This window comes from Halomicrococcus pelagicus (assembly GCF_050954125.1).
The window spans coordinates 110,202-125,371 of record NZ_JBPBWC010000008.1 but is presented as its reverse complement, the minus strand read 5'-3'; the positions used below and the strand labels follow the sequence as shown (position 1 = coordinate 125,371).

General features: G+C 60.3%; 12 protein-coding genes and 5 pseudogenes. 2 read left to right on the top strand and 15 right to left on the bottom strand.

Going from position 1 to position 15,170, the window contains the following annotated elements; genetic code table 11:
• Positions 1 to 160: 160 nt before the first annotated feature.
• The 12 genes and pseudogenes from ACRYA2_RS15675 to ACRYA2_RS15620 form a co-directional block, all read right to left on the bottom strand.
• A pseudogene (locus ACRYA2_RS15675) lies at positions 161 to 613 on the bottom strand (toxin-antitoxin system TumE family protein).
• Positions 610 to 1,122: a winged helix-turn-helix domain-containing protein gene (locus tag ACRYA2_RS15670; RefSeq protein WP_433630037.1), complete on the bottom strand. Its 513-nt coding sequence runs from the start codon at positions 1,120 to 1,122 to the stop codon at positions 610 to 612. The pseudogene ACRYA2_RS15675 and the gene ACRYA2_RS15670 overlap by 4 nt, the downstream one beginning before the upstream one ends.
• A gap of 77 nt (positions 1,123 to 1,199) precedes the next feature.
• A complete protein-coding gene (locus ACRYA2_RS15665; RefSeq protein ID WP_433630034.1) occupies positions 1,200 to 2,123 on the bottom strand; it encodes a transcription initiation factor IIB in 924 nt (307 codons plus the stop codon).
• 262 nt (positions 2,124 to 2,385) lie between these two features.
• Positions 2,386 to 3,505, bottom strand: a pseudogene (locus ACRYA2_RS15660) (aminotransferase class V-fold PLP-dependent enzyme).
• 121 nt (positions 3,506 to 3,626) lie between these two features.
• The gene (locus ACRYA2_RS15655) at positions 3,627 to 4,877 is read right to left on the bottom strand and encodes a M20 family metallopeptidase (protein WP_433630031.1); all 1,251 of its coding nucleotides are present in this window, start codon (positions 4,875 to 4,877) and stop codon (positions 3,627 to 3,629) included.
• A complete protein-coding gene (locus ACRYA2_RS15650; protein ID WP_433630029.1) occupies positions 4,874 to 6,223 on the bottom strand; it encodes an FAD-dependent oxidoreductase in 1,350 nt (449 codons plus the stop codon). Before ACRYA2_RS15650 ends, ACRYA2_RS15655 begins: the two co-directional genes overlap by 4 nt.
• A 1,590-nt stretch (positions 6,224 to 7,813) precedes the next feature.
• Positions 7,814 to 8,710: pseudogene (locus ACRYA2_RS15645) on the bottom strand (DNA-binding protein).
• 47 nt (positions 8,711 to 8,757) lie between these two features.
• Positions 8,758 to 8,940: a hypothetical protein gene (locus tag ACRYA2_RS15640; RefSeq protein WP_433630027.1), complete on the bottom strand. Its 183-nt coding sequence runs from the start codon at positions 8,938 to 8,940 to the stop codon at positions 8,758 to 8,760.
• Positions 8,941 to 9,417: 477 nt separating this feature from the next.
• Entirely contained in the window at positions 9,418 to 9,996 is a 579-nt protein-coding gene (locus tag ACRYA2_RS15635; RefSeq protein WP_433630024.1) for a hypothetical protein, read from the bottom strand.
• Complete coding sequence (locus ACRYA2_RS15630) at positions 9,993 to 10,358, bottom strand: hypothetical protein (protein ID WP_433630021.1); 366 nt, start codon at positions 10,356 to 10,358, stop codon at positions 9,993 to 9,995. The genes ACRYA2_RS15635 and ACRYA2_RS15630 overlap by 4 nt, the downstream gene beginning before the upstream one ends.
• Positions 10,359 to 10,457: 99 nt before the next feature.
• Positions 10,458 to 10,794: pseudogene (locus tag ACRYA2_RS15625) on the bottom strand (DUF7558 family protein).
• A complete protein-coding gene (locus ACRYA2_RS15620) occupies positions 10,794 to 11,084 on the bottom strand; it encodes a DUF8069 family protein (RefSeq protein ID WP_433630018.1) in 291 nt (96 codons plus the stop codon). The pseudogene ACRYA2_RS15625 and the gene ACRYA2_RS15620 overlap by 1 nt, the downstream one beginning before the upstream one ends.
• A 230-nt stretch (positions 11,085 to 11,314) precedes the next feature.
• On the opposite strand from ACRYA2_RS15620, the gene ACRYA2_RS15615 reads away from it, so the two are divergent.
• On the top strand, positions 11,315 to 11,749 hold the full coding sequence (locus ACRYA2_RS15615; protein ID WP_433630015.1) for a hypothetical protein: 435 nt from the start codon (positions 11,315 to 11,317) through the stop codon (positions 11,747 to 11,749).
• 274 nt (positions 11,750 to 12,023) lie between these two features.
• On the opposite strand, the gene ACRYA2_RS15610 is transcribed toward ACRYA2_RS15615, so the two are convergent.
• Positions 12,024 to 12,467: a hypothetical protein gene (locus ACRYA2_RS15610; protein WP_433630012.1), complete on the bottom strand. Its 444-nt coding sequence runs from the start codon at positions 12,465 to 12,467 to the stop codon at positions 12,024 to 12,026.
• Positions 12,468 to 13,174: 707 nt separating this feature from the next.
• Here ACRYA2_RS15610 and ACRYA2_RS15605 point away from each other — a divergent pair.
• Positions 13,175 to 13,408, top strand: coding sequence for a hypothetical protein (locus ACRYA2_RS15605; protein ID WP_433630009.1), 234 nt, complete (start codon positions 13,175 to 13,177; stop codon positions 13,406 to 13,408).
• A 36-nt stretch (positions 13,409 to 13,444) separates the two neighbouring features.
• On the opposite strand, the gene ACRYA2_RS15600 is transcribed toward ACRYA2_RS15605, so the two are convergent.
• Complete coding sequence (locus ACRYA2_RS15600; RefSeq protein WP_433630006.1) at positions 13,445 to 13,930, bottom strand: hypothetical protein; 486 nt, start codon at positions 13,928 to 13,930, stop codon at positions 13,445 to 13,447.
• 887 nt (positions 13,931 to 14,817) lie between these two features.
• Positions 14,818 to 15,170, bottom strand: a pseudogene (locus ACRYA2_RS15595) (primase-associated protein); the annotation flags it as partial.

Below are 15,170 nucleotides of genomic sequence, written 5' to 3'. Positions count from 1 at the left end.
GTTCTTGCTGACTGCGACCGCTATTCGGTGGTAAGTTCGTCGTAGATTTCCTCGTGTTCGTCGAGGTCTTGCCGTCCGAGGAATCGAATGAGATACTGCCGCGCTTCCTCAGGAGACATCTCATCCAGGCTCTTGGATTGGTCACATCCAGTGGGCATCCTTACGGCGGGTTTGGTGCGCTATTCAGCCGATCCATCTCATCAGTCTCGTATGCTGCTCGCCACATCGCATGGACTGCACGGGCGACGAGTGAGACCTCGGTCACGTCGATACAGGACGGTTCGGCTGCCGTCGTGGCTGCGTCGGGCGGGGGATGAAAGTGGATTTCGGGTGAATGTGTATTCGGGTGGCGGTCGAATCGCCAGTTGACGTCCGCGGCATCGATGTAGTGAAACGAGTACATATCCAGTTCGCTCTACTGGATATCGAGTCGCGCAGCATCGGCGTCTCCGAGCCCGTCAGTGAGGCTGATCTGCAGTTCCGTAGGTGCGACGACGTCATCGTACGACGATGCTTCGACTAACGGCTCAAGTTCGAGCCAGAGGTCACGAATCCGCTGGAGCGCTGGGAGATAGATCGGCCCGAACTCGCCGGCACGGTCGTCCTCGCTCATACCGCGAGCTGGTGGCTGGCCTCGTCGTAGGCGAGTGCTGCTTGGGCGACGGCGAGATTCTGCCGTGTCGTTCGCCACGCCGTGAGGTCGTCCCAGCCCTCCGTCTCGCCGGCGTCAAGTTGCTGGGCGAGTTCTTCCGGTGACACCACGTCGTATCGGTCCTCATAGCGCCGGATCTCGGCCTTCATGTCCTTGATTCTGTCGAGCAATTCCGTCCGATCTGCTTCGTCGCGGAGTTCGCGGATCCGGGACATCAAAACCCGGTCGCTGTTTCGCTTGTACAGCGTTGTTTGGCCATCCTGTTCCGTCTCGGCGAACCCCGTGTTCACGAGCGTCTTGCAGTGTCGACGTGCCGTCGGCTCGCTCACGAGGGCACGGTCGGCGATCTCGGCGGCCGACTGCCCGTCGTGGGTTTGTTCGACGATTTCGTACACCCGCTCGAACGGCGTGGTCTCCTCTTTCCAGTCCGCTTTGACCTGCTCGTTGACGTCATCCCACGTCTCGGTCATACTGGGTCCTACGCGCTCTAGGAACAAATAATTTCCTGAGGAAACTATCTAATGGCAGTGCTTGTAGATGAGCGTTGTCAGGCTACCTGCTCCTCTAACGTCTCGTGGTGCGTCCGGACCGTGGTTGGCGTAACATTCCCGGACTCGGCAACGTCACTTTGCGTCAGCCATCGCCCCTCTTCGCGACCGGCCTTGTAGAGGCAGGCGGCCGCGAACCCGGCCGGATTGACGCCCGTCGTTACGCCGCGCTCTTCAGCCCGCTCCGCGAGCGTTCGGGCCCGCTGCCGGATCCCATCCGGACAGTCGAGGGCCGAAGCGAGTCGCGGCACGAACATACTGGGGGAGACGGGCTTGGCAGGGAGGCCCAGTTCTTCGTTGAGCGTTTTGTACCCATTCGTGACTCGTGACTCCGTGACGCGGGCGATTTCGCTGACCTCGCCCAGTAACCGCAAGAGCCCGTTACACCGGCAGGCCCCATACACGCTCGCCGCGGCGATCGCCTCGATGGATCTGCCACGAAGCAGATCCTCGCTCTGGGCACTCCGGAAGAGCTGACACGCCTGGTCACGGACCGAATCGGAGAGTTCGAGGGCACTCGCCAGCCGGCGGACTTCGCCCAGTCCGTGTACGAGATTCCGTTCCGCTTTCGACTGAAACCGTCCTCGAGTCTGTTTGCGCCGCATTCGGGCTACTTGCGGCCGTTTCCGTCCGGAGAGTGCATTCCCGTTCGCGTCTGCTCCGTGCCCGATCTCGGTCGACAGGCCCCTGTCGTGCCGTGCCGCCGTGAGCGGCGCACCCGTCCGTTCGCGCTCGTCATCATCGTATACTCGCCATTCGGGTCCATGGTCGATTCGCTGCTCGTCGATAACGAGCCCGCAATCTTCACAGACCGTTTCGACCGCGTTCGTTCTGGCCTGCCCACCGCATTCAGGACACACCGCATTGGTATCGCTCGGTTCGTCTTCGTCGAAGCATCGAACGTAGATTGGAATCGTTGCCATTGGTCGAACCGCGAGGCGCTCTCCGTGCACCCCGCACCTCTCCCCGGGGATGAAAAACGATCCTGGCGGACGACCAGCGGGCAACGGTCGTTTCGAATCTAGTGCTAGTCAGGAGGTCGCGTCGTCCTTTCCGGACATGTCGACGCTGGCAGGGATTTTCGATTCCACTCGCGGCAGTGGTCATGGTATTGAACGACTGTGGAGCAGAACAACCGGTGGAAGAGCGCTCATTCGCCCTCCAGAACTACGGCGCTCCGAAAGATCAGTCCCACTCGGACTCGAGCGATTCGATGAGCCGGTCAACGTCCCGTGCCGTGTTGACCGCGTGGATCGACGCGCGAACTGCCTCGGGCTCGGAGAGTGACCGGATCACGATTCCCGCGTCGGCGAGTCGATCGACTGTCGCCGCCGGGTCGTCGACGTCAATGGTCACCAGTCCCGATTCCGGGGTCGCCGAGCTGTGCAGCTGGTCGGCAGGCACCGACTCGACGAACCGTTCGACGAGTTCTCGAATCCGGTCCTGAATGTCATCGACGCCGACCTCATCGATCGCGTTGACGGCCTCCCGGAGAGCGACGTGCGGCGCGGGATTCGCAGAACCGACCTCGAAGCGGCGTGCGCCCGCCGCATATTCGAAGGGATCTGCGTCAGGTGCTTCCACGCTTCGATACCCAACCGTCCGGGGCGCCAGATCAGAAGCGACATCACGGTCGACATAGAGGAACCCGCCGCCCCACAGCCCGAGCAGCCACTTGTGGCCCGCCGCGGCGACGGCATCCGCGTCCCACTCACTGACGTCCATCGGCAGTTGGCCAGGTACCTGGACAGCGTCAACAAGTGCAAACGCGCCCGCGTCGTGAGCGATATCGACGAGGTCCGCGACGGGCAGATATGTCCCGTGAGTCCAAGTCACGGCACTGAAACATACGAGCTTGGCGTCGGCGACGGCTTCGGCGAAGGCATTCTCATCGATCCGCCCTTCCTCCGTTTCGACGACACGGACCTCGACGCCCTCTCGCTCAAGTCGCTGCCAGGGGAGCCGGCCCGCTGGATGTTCGAGGTCAGTCCGGACGACGACGTCGCCGGGCACCCAGTCGAGCGCGTTCGCGATGGCGTTGATCCCGGCAGTGGTGCTCTCGGTGAGCCCGATCTCGTCGGGCCCCTGCGCCGACGAAGGTAGCGAGCCGTTCTCTCGTGCGGTCGAACTCGTCGAAGGCCGCCTCGTAGGGGTCGCTGTCGATGGGAGATTCGTATTCGTGTGAGCGGAGAAACTCGTCGGCCGCGTCGACGACGTACTGCGGGCTCGGTCCGTGTGCACCGAAATTCAAATAGGTCCCCTCCTGAAGCCCGGGTACGTCCTCCCAGAGTTCAAGGGGGGTCATCTTCCTGGCGTCGACTGCGTCAGCGCCAGCTGATGGCTCGCTATTGTTCATGGATTGAGGGTACGTGCCGCGAATTTTAATAATCTTGGGTCGATCGGGCAATACTGGTTGCGGAAGTGGCTTAGGCGTCTGAACACGCGTCTGTCCAGACGCTAGGGAGTCGTGCGTACACGGCCGCGTTCCCGACCAGCGCGTCGACTGTCGTGTACTCGTTAACGGCGTGGACGGTATCGGTGCCGAGGGCGAACTCGACCGTGGGGATCCCCTCGTTCCGGAGGCGCTTCGCGTCGCCGCCACCGGTCGCGCTCCGGCGGTACACGCGTTCGTCCGTCACGTCTGCTGCGGTCGCCGCGACGGCCTCAACCAGCGGACTGTCGATCGGTTCCGCGGTCCCGACGCTCCAAGAGACGTCCGCTATCGTAATACCCTCGCAGTCCGCGACGCAGTCTCGGACGTCTGCGAGAACGTCTGACGTGTCCACGCCCGCGGTCAGCCGGACGTCGACTTCCGCACGGGCAGCCTGCGGGACGGTGTTGATCGCCTCACCGCCCTCGAGGACACCGAGGTTGATCGACGGGTGCCGAAAGAGGTCGCGGGCGGTCGCCTCGCCCATTGTGGGCGCGTAGTACTCGACGGACTCCTCGACGATGGGTGCCATCTCGGAAGCAACGTGGAGCTCACGTGTCCCGAAGCGTTCACGCATCGTCTCGACGGCTCGGTAGAGACGATCGACAGCGTTCTCGCCCAGCGCCGGTCGCGAACCGTGTGCGGCATCGCCGCTCGCCTCCAGCGTCAGCCAGATGCTTCCCCGGTCGGCGACGGTTACCGAGTGACGCCCCTCTTCGCAGGTCGGTTCGCCGATGACACAGGCGTCTGCGTCGAGGTACCCGGCATCCAATAGCGCCGGAAGACCGGCGTCGCCGCCGACCTCCTCGTCGCTGACGAAGGCGAACAGGAGGGTAACTGGCGGGGTCGTCCCACTCTCAGCGTACGCCCGGAGGGCGACCAGCATCGCCGCTACGGCGCCTTTCATATCGGTCGCGCCACGCCCGTAGATTCGGTCGCCGGCGCGCTCCCCCAGCGGGTCGTGGGACCACTCGTCCGCGTCGAACGGAATCGTGTCCAGGTGGCCGTTGAAGAGCAACGTCCGATCGCTCTCGCCGGGGACCGTCGCGAGGAGATTCGGTTTCGCGGGGTCGACTGCGAACCGTTCGGTCTCGACGTCCAGCGGTTCTAGCCATGCCTCGATCAGATCGACGATCTCACGCGTGTCGCCGGGCGGGTTCGACGTGTCGACCGACAGCAGATCTAGCGTCAGTTCCACGAGCTCCGAGTGGTACTCGGGGACAGCAATGGACTTGTTTGTACTCATTCGAGTTTCCCTGAGAGGACCTTGGCGGCCGTGAGAACTGGGTCCCAAACGGGGCTGAACGGCGGTGCGTACGCCAGATCCGTGTTCTGCAGCTCCGTCACAGTCGTGTCGGCGTGCAGGGCCATCGCTACCGTGTCGATGCGCTTGGCTCCCTCTGCGCCGACGACGCTGCCGCCGAGGAGTCGCTCGGAGTCCCGATCCGCGACGAGCGTGATCTGTATCTCTTCGCTGCCGGGGTAGTAGCCGGGGCGCGACTCGTCAGTAATCGTTACCGAGACCGGGTCGAAGCCAGCCTCGCTAGCCCGCTCTTCGTCGATGACGCCAGTCCTCGCGGCACCGAGGTCAAAGGCCTTTACGATAGCTGTACCCGCAATATCGCCGGTCAGCGTTGGCGAGCCCGTCACCGTCTGCCCGATCGCTCGACCTGCGCGGTTAGCGGTCAGCGCCAGCGGAACATGAGCCGACTCGCCCGTGACAACATGACGAGCCTCAGCGCAGTCGCCTGCAGCGTAGACGTTCTCGTAGTTCGTTCGACCGTACTCGTCAGTTGCGATAGCGCCGGTCGGTCCGAGTTCGATCCCGGCCTCTTCTGCGAGGTCGACGTTCGGTATCACGCCCACGCCCACGATCACGACATCCGCCGGGTCGGACTCACCGTCCTCGAGGACGACGCGGTCAACGCGGCCGTCACCGTCGAACCCGGAGACGGCGGTATCGAGGTGTAGGTCGACGCCCTGATCGCGGAGGTGCTCCTCGACGACCTCAGCGACCGGCTCGCCGAACGGCTGCAGGACGTGCGGCAGCATCTCGTAGAGGGCAACGTCGGCGCCGCGGGCGGACAGCGCCTCGGCCATCTCGACGCCGACGTAGCCACCGCCGACGATGGCGGCCCGCTGCAGTGACTGCTCGGTGACGTACGACTCGATCTCGCCAGCCTCGTCCATGTCGTGGATAGTGAACACACCGTCGAGGTCGACGCCGTCGAACGGAGGGACGATAGCACTCGCCCCAGTCCCGATGAGAAGGTGGTCGTATGATTGTTCGAACCGCTCGCCGTCGCTGTCGACTGTGACCATCTCACGTTCCGGGTCAATACTGACGACTTCGTGGCCGGTCCGAAGGTCGACATCGCGCTCCTCGCGGAACCGATCCGGCGTCACGGCGACGAGATCCTCGAGTTCGGTGACATCGCCCTTCACGTAGTAGGGCATCCCGCAGGCGGCGTAGGAGACCCACTGCCCCTTCTCGAAGACGACCACGTCCACGCCCGTATCCTCGCGCTTGGCCTTGCTCGCCGCACTCATTCCCGCGGCATCGCCACCGACGACGACGAACGTGTCGCTCATATCCGACGGTTGGGTCGGAACGGACTAAAGTATTTCCCAGATCATACAATACTGTGAACTCGAGTGCGCTTCTCACCGGTGTACACGGCCGGGAGCGAGATTGCCTCAAGTCGCCGGCCCCCTCCATCAGAGACGATCCCTGAACTCCTGACCCCCGGTCGGTCAACCCGACTTACTTGTTGCTTACACGAGCCGGTCGAAGTCGAACGACTTTGCGAGGGAGGGCTCACTTGAGAGTAATCGAGTTAAAACACCCCACTGGACCACGAGCGAATTCCGATTCCGTCGAACAGGCTTTCGTACTATAGTTGCAAATGCCATAATCTATGCATCTATTGTCACTGAGCGAGCTTCACACCCTGCTTTAGAACGGGAACTTGTCCTTGACCGACTGGAACCCGAGACGGTCGAGCAACTGGATGGGGTCACGCTTCGGCAGGTCGCGGGCGACATCCATCGTAGCCAGGTTCGCCACCGCCGATGCCGAGTTCCCAGTCAGTCTCTGACTCGAACCGGTCGACCGCAGCCTCGACGCGGGCACGGATCGCGATGACGGCGCCCATTTTAGTCAATTTATAGGTAGGTTCGGGCTTGTTTAGACGTGGAACAAGAACAGTATTCACCTGATTTCTGACCGGCAATCTATTTGGTGGCTTTAACCGAACTACGTCGTATGGCTGATGATTCCCTCGGAACTACCGCGCAGTACAAGGCGGCCTATCGAGGGGGGCGCGATGCCGTCCTGTCCGTCTTATCTGGTGCGATATGAGCAGTTCTCGGAGTGATTGGAGTCGGATTGCTCTGGATGACTGCTATCGCACTCACTAACGGCACCGCTTGACCTCCTCCACGCCCTGACGGACGTGGAATCCGACCATCGGATTGCCGCCGAGTGTGACATTCGAGGTTCCACCCCGCACTCAGAGGGGCCCGGCGACACACCGGGGGAACTCTCGTTTCCACCCTCATAGAGGGCTGTGGCCCGGCCACTGAGGTCGTTCGAAAATCGGCGATTTTCGTGATGACGAGGGAGCGGAGCTCCCTCGAACCACCCCGTCGGAATCCATGTCATCGCCGTGCGAACCACCGTTGGTCCGCCACCCCGTGTGGTTCGGGGACGGCATCCCACCGATTCCGTCGCACTCCATGCAGGGCCACACAAACACGAGTACGGTCGAAATCTGTCCCGGCCACCGGAGGGAGATGGGGTGCCGGGCCGACCGCTTGACCGCCGCCTCAAGACGAATGTCTGCGCTGTCGGTCTGTATCATCGGAACAATCTCGTAGCCGAGTGTATTCGATGACCGCTTGCAGATTTCCATGCTGATACACCCATCACCGTCGAAAAAGCTCGCGAACCACGAATCGAAGTCGCGGCGGTCTAAGGGCTGACTCGTCATGGCGCTGCGCCCTCTCCTAGCGTAGACAAACCCCCTCGAAATCACCCACCTACCCCGGGGTTCTATCACAGTATTCGCTGTTTATATCGAGGTTGTGGCTGCCGGCCGACCACCGGGAGGCCGAGAGCGGAGGGTGGGGCGGCGGGGCTTGGGTCGGTCCGGCACATAGAAAAAAGAGTGCGACGACCGGCTATTCCCACCAGCGACCGCGCTCAGGGAACTGGATGGTCGTCCACCCGGTCACGGCGAGAGAAACACGTCCTTCGTACTAGTTCCGGGCCGCCCCACGGATGCACACCTGCTCGCCTTCCGTCATCCACGGGGCCTTTGAGTTCTTTCAGACGGTCACCTTCGTTTGCCCGCTTTCGTCTTCGATGAGTCCGACTTGCTGAATGGCCGGCGAGTTGCTCTCCCACAGCTGCGTCACAGTTCCGTCGATGCTCACCTCCTTGCGATTGACCTCCTCGAGCTTCCCAATGGGAATCACCTGCCCCGGCGCCGTCTGCAATTCTTCGTGGACGCCGACGACCGCACTCATCATGCTTGCTCCTTCGACCACGCGCTCGGCCAATCGCCGACTGATCGCCGTTCTCGTCCAGCCATCCAATTTCTCGGCCAACCGCCGCGTCTGCTCGTTCACGCTTGCTAGCTCGTCTTGGGTCAGCTCCTCGCGTGGGTCCGGACGCTCCGGATTCGCCATGGGGGTCACGCTCGCCGCACGCTTCTGGAACTCTCGACGCCGCTCTTTGCTCCGCTCTGCCGCGATGTCTCGCGCTCGCTTTTCCCGGCCATCCTGCCGACTGACTTTTGCCCGGACGCTAATGCGCTCCAGTTCCGCTTCCCGCGCCCGAATGCGCTCCTCTTGTTCGAGCGTCGCACCCTGAATTCGTTCTTTGTCCGTCTCCTTGATTCCGTCCGGGTGATTCGCATCCACCTTCGCTTGGGTCTCCTGATCGACCGTCGCCCTGAGTTCGAGTGTCTCATCGACGACCTCGAAGCCATCTTCATCGACTTCCGCTTCGTCCGCTTGTTCGAGTGCCTGTGCATCGACCGAAACCTCATTACCGAAGACGTTCTTACTAGCCATTGGATCTCACCGATCCGAAGGCGCTCACGCGCCCGACACCGCGATCCCTACATCGCGGTTTTCTCGACGACGACGCCCGACAGACCCATCTGCGCGCTCTCGCTCGCGCCTTCGTGAGCGCCCCCCGGGGCGCGAGCGAGAGCGCGCCCGAGTGAGGAGACCCATCCAGCACCGCGCGCCGACCCGCCGCGAGCGGCCAGCGCATTCCCCGTTCGCCGCGACGCAACCACGTCCGTCGCGGTCGGCTTCGCCGAGGTCCGCAGGACCCGAACGGGTGAAGCGCTGGCGTCGAGGGCACATGCACTTTAGCCCGGAACGGGCGCGGGCGGTGCGTAGAGCGCCCGCACGCCCGGAATGATCGGTCGCGAGCGACGCGGAGGGCGGAAAGCGGCGAGCGGGGCGAGCCGTCACATAATTCAGAACACACTGAATCAGATATCGCAGTCTACCAGTTTGGCGATCACATTTCGAAACCACTGTGACTTCCAGCGGCAGTCTAGCGACTACTGCCACGTTGAGAAACACCAATTCGTGGATCCATGGCAGCCAGAGCAACCGGGTGCTTTCAACAAGGGTCCTTAGCCATCGTGATCCGTGTTTAGTTCTCTGAGGAACCAGCCTGTGGTCGTCCCGATTCGGACTCTGTCGATCGAGCGCATCTCTGTCGTTGCAAGACGGGCGTGGTCAGAGAACGGGTTTGAGAGCGTCTACTCTAGAAGCGCCAGCAATTGCGCGACGTAGGGACTGTTCTCCCACCTCCGATGGTGGCCGATCGTTGTAATGAGGATTCGTGCTTCCTCGTGGGTCATGTGATCGTTGCGGGCGTAATCACAGAGCAGCCGCGGTGTCGGGACGATGCGCGAGCCCTGCAGGACCGCATGGATGAGCGCGAAATTCGTCCCGCCGAACTCGTCGGTCAGAAACCTGTCGACATCCAGAGTGTTCGCGAGAACGATGCCGTCGGTTTCACCATCGTCGAGGCCGAACGTCGGCCGCGACTCGGGCGTGTCGCCTCGCTCGTAGGGATCGTCGACCGTGTAGTGGGTGCGAGCAGCGAGGACGTTCGACGCCGCGGCGCCGTGGATATCCTGGTACTGGGCCATGTCACGGAGCTCTGCAACGACTTCCGGTGGGACGGAGACGTCACACGAGGTGAGGAGATACTGGAGGGGATCCGGAGCGGTGTCGGTGTCAGTGTCGTAGTCGGCGTCGGCTCGTGGGACGTCGAGACTGACGAGTGCGCTGGTGTCGGCCACGACCGTTCGGAGCTGCGGCCGGCCGCTCATCGATCGTCGTCTACGGTGTCGACCGTCGTCGCATCCCCGTCGTAGATGTCGACGTCGTCGGGAGCGGCGATATCGAGTGGTTCGTCCTCGAGATCCGCTTTGAGGAGCCGAAGCCGTTGGGCGGTCTCGGCGCCGACCAGTTGCTTGACCGTCTCGAAGTCGAGTTGGTCGTTGTAGTACTTTGTCGCGACGAGCTCCTGGAATGTCTCGCTGTCGGCCGTGTCTTCGATGTACTCACGGATTGCCTCGACAAGGACGTCTGTCCGGTCTTTGTCGAAGAGCTCCGCAATCGCGTCGAGACGCTCGACGAGGTACTCTGGGGACTGAAAATGGACCCGTCGGGGCTCGTCACTCGCGCTCATTCTATGTGCAAGTTCTGCACATAGCCGGATAACGGTTTCGGTGATGCACATGGGTTGCACACGAATGCAGGTGTCCTGTTGGAACGGGCTAGTCGACGGCTACTGCGGCGTGGTGTCTCGAACGAGATCGTCGTCGAGATCCCGCGTCCAGTACGTTGCAGGCCTGCCTGGACTACAGCGGACACAGAGGTATAGCGGCCCTCGAGATGCCCGAGTTCCACGCGGAAGCGAGTGAGCGCTGCGAGCGTGTCGACGACGAGGCCACAGCTGTCAGAGGCATGGTGATCTCGGTCCACGGGGTCGACGTGCGCTTGGATAGCGCAGTCGACGCAGATCGCGTGCGTAACTCGCTCGTCGGCACCCCAGGTGTGGGCGTCACCGGTCTCCGAACCAGGGGCGCATCACAGAACGCACAGCCAGAGAGCATCTGTTGCATCACTCGTCCTCCGCGCCGGTGTCCTGAGCGGCCGACCAGCCACGATGGAAGACTGCCAGCTGTCGAATCGAGTTGAACGCCTCACCACTCGGCTCGTGGACGAGCACTCGTTGATCGGGGACTGCCGTCACGACACCGTCGTCGACGAGGTCACTCACGAGCTGTCGCGCCATCGTCTTGTCGACGTCCGCCGTCGTAACTCGGGCTGCGTCCCGGTCCTGGGCAATGAGTTCGGTTTCGACCCGTTCGTGATTGGCTGCCGTGTCGTCGAGTCTGTCTGGACCAGTCATGGGAATTCACGTGAGGCACAGTCGTGAGTGCGCCTCGCGCCTTTCGGCGTCGACAAACCCTCTTTTGTCGCTGGGCCTTGGAAACACTATTACACCCGGCCTTGTTGAAATTCTCAAGTGATGATAGGTTTCAGTGGCCGTGTTGTATACAGGGCGCATAGTGAGCAATGCTCTCATCACTGTTTCAATCGACGCTGAGCTTTATCACCACTCTCAATGTAGTGTGACGTATGGTCGCTCTCTTGGCACGAGGTCACTTCTCCACTGCCGCTGCAGCGCTCAGCGGTATTCTCGTTGGTCTTGCCGTGGTCTGTCTGTACTTCGGTGCCGGCTTACTCATCGCAGGATGGAACGTTAGTGAGTTCCTCGCTCATCTCTCGATTGACACTATCGGGTATCTTCTGGCCATGGTTGTCCTCGCCATCGCCTTCGTCGGACTCCCCATCGCCATCTTCCTCCGGTTTAACCTAATCACACCTCTCGTGGTTCTCGTGGTCGTGATTCTCGGGTGGCTCATCGTCGGTGCCGTACAGGGTATACTCTCACTCCAGACAATTTTCGGCCTCGCCCTCTACGCAGCTTACCTTTCTCCGGTCTCTCTCGTTCTCTACGCCATCTTTGGCGGGAGCGAGTATCTATTCCGAACCAAGACAAACAGTCGGTAGGGCCGACCCGATCTCGGTTCTGTATACACCCTCTCTATTCAGCACGCCGTTTGTGACAGGTGCTCGGTAACTGGGTGAGCCGCTGCAAGATAGAACGCGCGTATCTTTCACTCTCCACTCACTGGCTGTTGCATTCGTGGTGCGAATTTTGCAATCATCAACTGCCATTCGATATCCTCGTTGGGAGTAAAGTGAACCGAGCGTTCTACTGCTCTGTCGTGGTCGTTTTTCCCGCTCTATAGTCGTTCCCGTTTATCAATTCCGTCCAATAGACCTACTCATCGTATGTGGTGAGATAGTCTCCAGTCACACCGTCTTTTCTGTCAGCGATTGCCTCATGTTGTTGGAATGTATCAACCAGCGACCAGAATGCATTGGGAGGCGATTCGCCTCGTTCGACGGTGTATCCGTGCTCTGCAATGGCTTGGTTTAGGAGGTTGCGATCTGTATCAGCAACCCCCGAGAGTTCGAACGTATATTGGTCGCGGAGCTGCTGACCATACGCTTCGACGGTCGGTGCAAGTTGATGAGACGTGTACTGGTACGTTTTGAGCGTCGCGTCTTTGGAGTTCGAGCCGGTGATCGAGAACCGCGCACGTGAGCCAGACTTCCATTCAATAACCGAGCGATCAGGAGTCGGGACGAGTGCCGACTGATTTCGGTCAGCATTTGCGTACACGAACGTCTTCCCGATATCGAGTGGCGTGTCATCTTCCACAGCGTTGTCTCCGAGGCCAACTAACCGAAACTTCTCACGATCGAGACGCGGAAGCTCATCGAAATGCACGATGCCATCTTTATTAGCCTGTTGCACAGGGGTGAGATCCCAGAAGTAGCGAGTCGCTGGGCGTTCGTTTCGTACTTCATACGAGACTCGATACACACTGCCGTCGTACACCCATGGTCTACTGCCTTTCCAGATTGGTGGTGATTGGTCGTCAACTCTCGTCGACCCGTTTTGTACGGCTCGCTTGATGACGCGTCGACCTTTCTCCGAATTCTCCCTCATAGATAAAGTATGCCGTCCACCGATGTCTCTGTTCTCTACCGCTGTCATCTGTAATCGAGCAGCTGGAATCGGATTCCCATTATCCACGGCATTCCGTTGAGGACTGTTGGCTTGTCCGGTTGATCCGGGTAAGCTAGTGCATCCGGCGACTGCGACAGTGAGAACCGTTGAGGCGGAGGTGAAGAACACACGGCGGGAATGGTTCATGTGATTCAATATCATAGAGAACGGGGTAAGTATTGGCATAACACAAGGAAGAATTTGACACATCCAACTGAGATACAACGAGGGTCAATGCCATCCGAGAATTGCTAGATATACTCTCTATGTAGCACGCCAATCCTGTCACGCTCTGATGGTTTCAACAGGGCCGTACACCCCAATCGTCAAAGCGGGAGACACCAATACACTACGTAATGGAGAACTCGCGGACGCCGATCAACTCCAGTGAGGAAGCCGCACTCGATCATATCGAGCAGTACCTCGACACAGCAGACGATGACGAAACCCTCACCCAAGAGGACGCCGTCGCCCATCTCATGGAGCAGGGCGTCGAACGTGCCGACGCGCGAGCGCACATCGAGCAACTGCTGTTGAAAGGCTACCTCTACGAAGTCGAAGACGAACTGCGGCTGCCATCACGACCCTGACAAGGGTGGACGGCCTTCGTTCCCGGCAGCCAGCCGCTACAGCCAGATCATCGCGACTCCGACCGCGAGGAGCACGAGCGCAATCCACGACTTCGTGACCCAGAGCCGTCGCCCCACCCGACGACACAACTCTCGGAGCTGATCCCGGAGAGCTGCACGGCGTTCCACGTCCAGGACGTCGACCTCGTCGTAGTAGTCGCGCCGATCCTCAGGCAGCCGCCGGAGTATCGTTTGGCACTCGCTACAGGTATACTCGAACTCAGCGCGGACGTGCTGCCGCCGGAACTCCCGCGCGCCGCCCTCGTCGAAGCTCGTCACCTCGTACACCAGCAACTTCGAAACGAATCGCCGTCCGCCGCACTCCGAACACTGCGACATCTCCAGTGGTGGTGTTCCCGGTTCGATGCTCTCCTCGTCTGGCCAGGCCGACTGCGACCGCGTCTGTTCGCCGTTCTCTGCTGGACGTGTCTGTGTTCCTGTGCTCGCTCCATTCGCTGACTCCGACGTATTGAACGTGGACATGGAATTCACTCACCGATGACGCTCAGCCAGCCACAGCACTCACTGCAAGACGGACGTCGTCTTGCAGGCCGGGCACGGTGAGCGCCGTCGCCCGTCGCCGGCGCGAACAACAACCCACGGAACACACCACCATCTTACAGGGGAGTACTCAGGCTGACACAAGACGCGGAGAAGATCGTACCCTCACTAGGCACCTGACGTGCTCGCCACGGATACCACAACGCAGTAGCACATCCTGGATAACCGATAAGAGACCTCCTGTTCTTCACTCAAACTCTACGCAATTTGAAACAGATGGGGATGCTGTCACCAGGAACGCGACCACTCCGGGTCTTCCCCTGTCTGGTCATACATTTACCACCCTCATTACTCTACTATCTCCCGCTTTCACGACTACTGCATGGTGTTCTCTCAAACTGATAGCTCTATGAATTACACTGCGCTCCGACCACCCCTAAATCCCCCTCACGAAACACACCGGATTCACACTTCGTACCCCACCCTTCCTTTGGACAAATTCCGAGGTATGAAGACCGATATAACGAATGCAGATTCCCGTATAATCGCTTAGGGCTGGTTTGCGTCCGTTGAATCTAGCCTTAGGATTGAATTCGATAGCTGGAAATCGTATATGCAGCGTTACAGCGTCTCACGCTATTGAAAACAGCACCTCATCGTACCACAATAAGTGTTGTTACTTATCCAACCTTAGGCTGGATTTCTCATGTTACTATTCCAACCTTAGGGTTGAGGGTCGAAAAGCGCTAAGACGGTCGATGTTCCACCGGAAACCATTTCTATTCAGCCTTAGCCTCACCTCCTGATCTGCATTTAGAGGCTATGCGATAGAAGTGACAGAATTAGTATGTTAAGGAGAATAGTCGCGTTCAGTTCGGTGGGGAGTAAGAAGAATCGTCGATCTGCTCGTACATCTCATCCGGGAACGGAAGGCTCCCATAGATCGAGTACGGACATTGGTCGCGCCCGATGCAGTACCGCTGCATATCATCATTCGTACAATTAATCGGGAGGGAATCTCACCGCCGATATCGTTGGTGAGTTCATACCGGATCTAGTACTCCGTCGTTTCTTCGTCGTACCAGGGCCATCGCGAGAGCAGGTCTTTCACGTCGCTGATGAATTCCTCTGTGCTGGCGTCTCGGTACTGGGGAAGCCACCACGCCATCCGCACCAGATTGAACAGATCCTTCCGGACCGGTTTCTTCCCCTGGAGACGTTC

What these genes read in the sequence shown, in the direction of transcription:
- ACRYA2_RS15655 (WP_433630031.1), bottom strand. Translation starts at nt 4,877, where the DNA reads ATGAGTACAAACAAGTCCATTGCTGTCCCCGAGTACCACTCGGAGCTC.
- ACRYA2_RS15670 (WP_433630037.1), bottom strand. Translation starts at nt 1,122, where the DNA reads ATGACCGAGACGTGGGATGACGTCAACGAGCAGGTCAAAGCGGACTGG.
- ACRYA2_RS15620 (WP_433630018.1), bottom strand. Translation starts at nt 11,084, where the DNA reads ATGACTGGTCCAGACAGACTCGACGACACGGCAGCCAATCACGAACGG.
- ACRYA2_RS15630 (WP_433630021.1), bottom strand. Translation starts at nt 10,358, where the DNA reads ATGAGCGCGAGTGACGAGCCCCGACGGGTCCATTTTCAGTCCCCAGAG.
- ACRYA2_RS15605 (WP_433630009.1), top strand. Translation starts at nt 13,175, where the DNA reads ATGGAGAACTCGCGGACGCCGATCAACTCCAGTGAGGAAGCCGCACTC.
- ACRYA2_RS15635 (WP_433630024.1), bottom strand. Translation starts at nt 9,996, where the DNA reads ATGAGCGGCCGGCCGCAGCTCCGAACGGTCGTGGCCGACACCAGCGCA.
- ACRYA2_RS15650 (WP_433630029.1), bottom strand. Translation starts at nt 6,223, where the DNA reads ATGAGCGACACGTTCGTCGTCGTCGGTGGCGATGCCGCGGGAATGAGT.
- ACRYA2_RS15665 (WP_433630034.1), bottom strand. Translation starts at nt 2,123, where the DNA reads ATGGCAACGATTCCAATCTACGTTCGATGCTTCGACGAAGACGAACCG.
- ACRYA2_RS15615 (WP_433630015.1), top strand. Translation starts at nt 11,315, where the DNA reads ATGGTCGCTCTCTTGGCACGAGGTCACTTCTCCACTGCCGCTGCAGCG.
- ACRYA2_RS15600 (WP_433630006.1), bottom strand. Translation starts at nt 13,930, where the DNA reads ATGTCCACGTTCAATACGTCGGAGTCAGCGAATGGAGCGAGCACAGGA.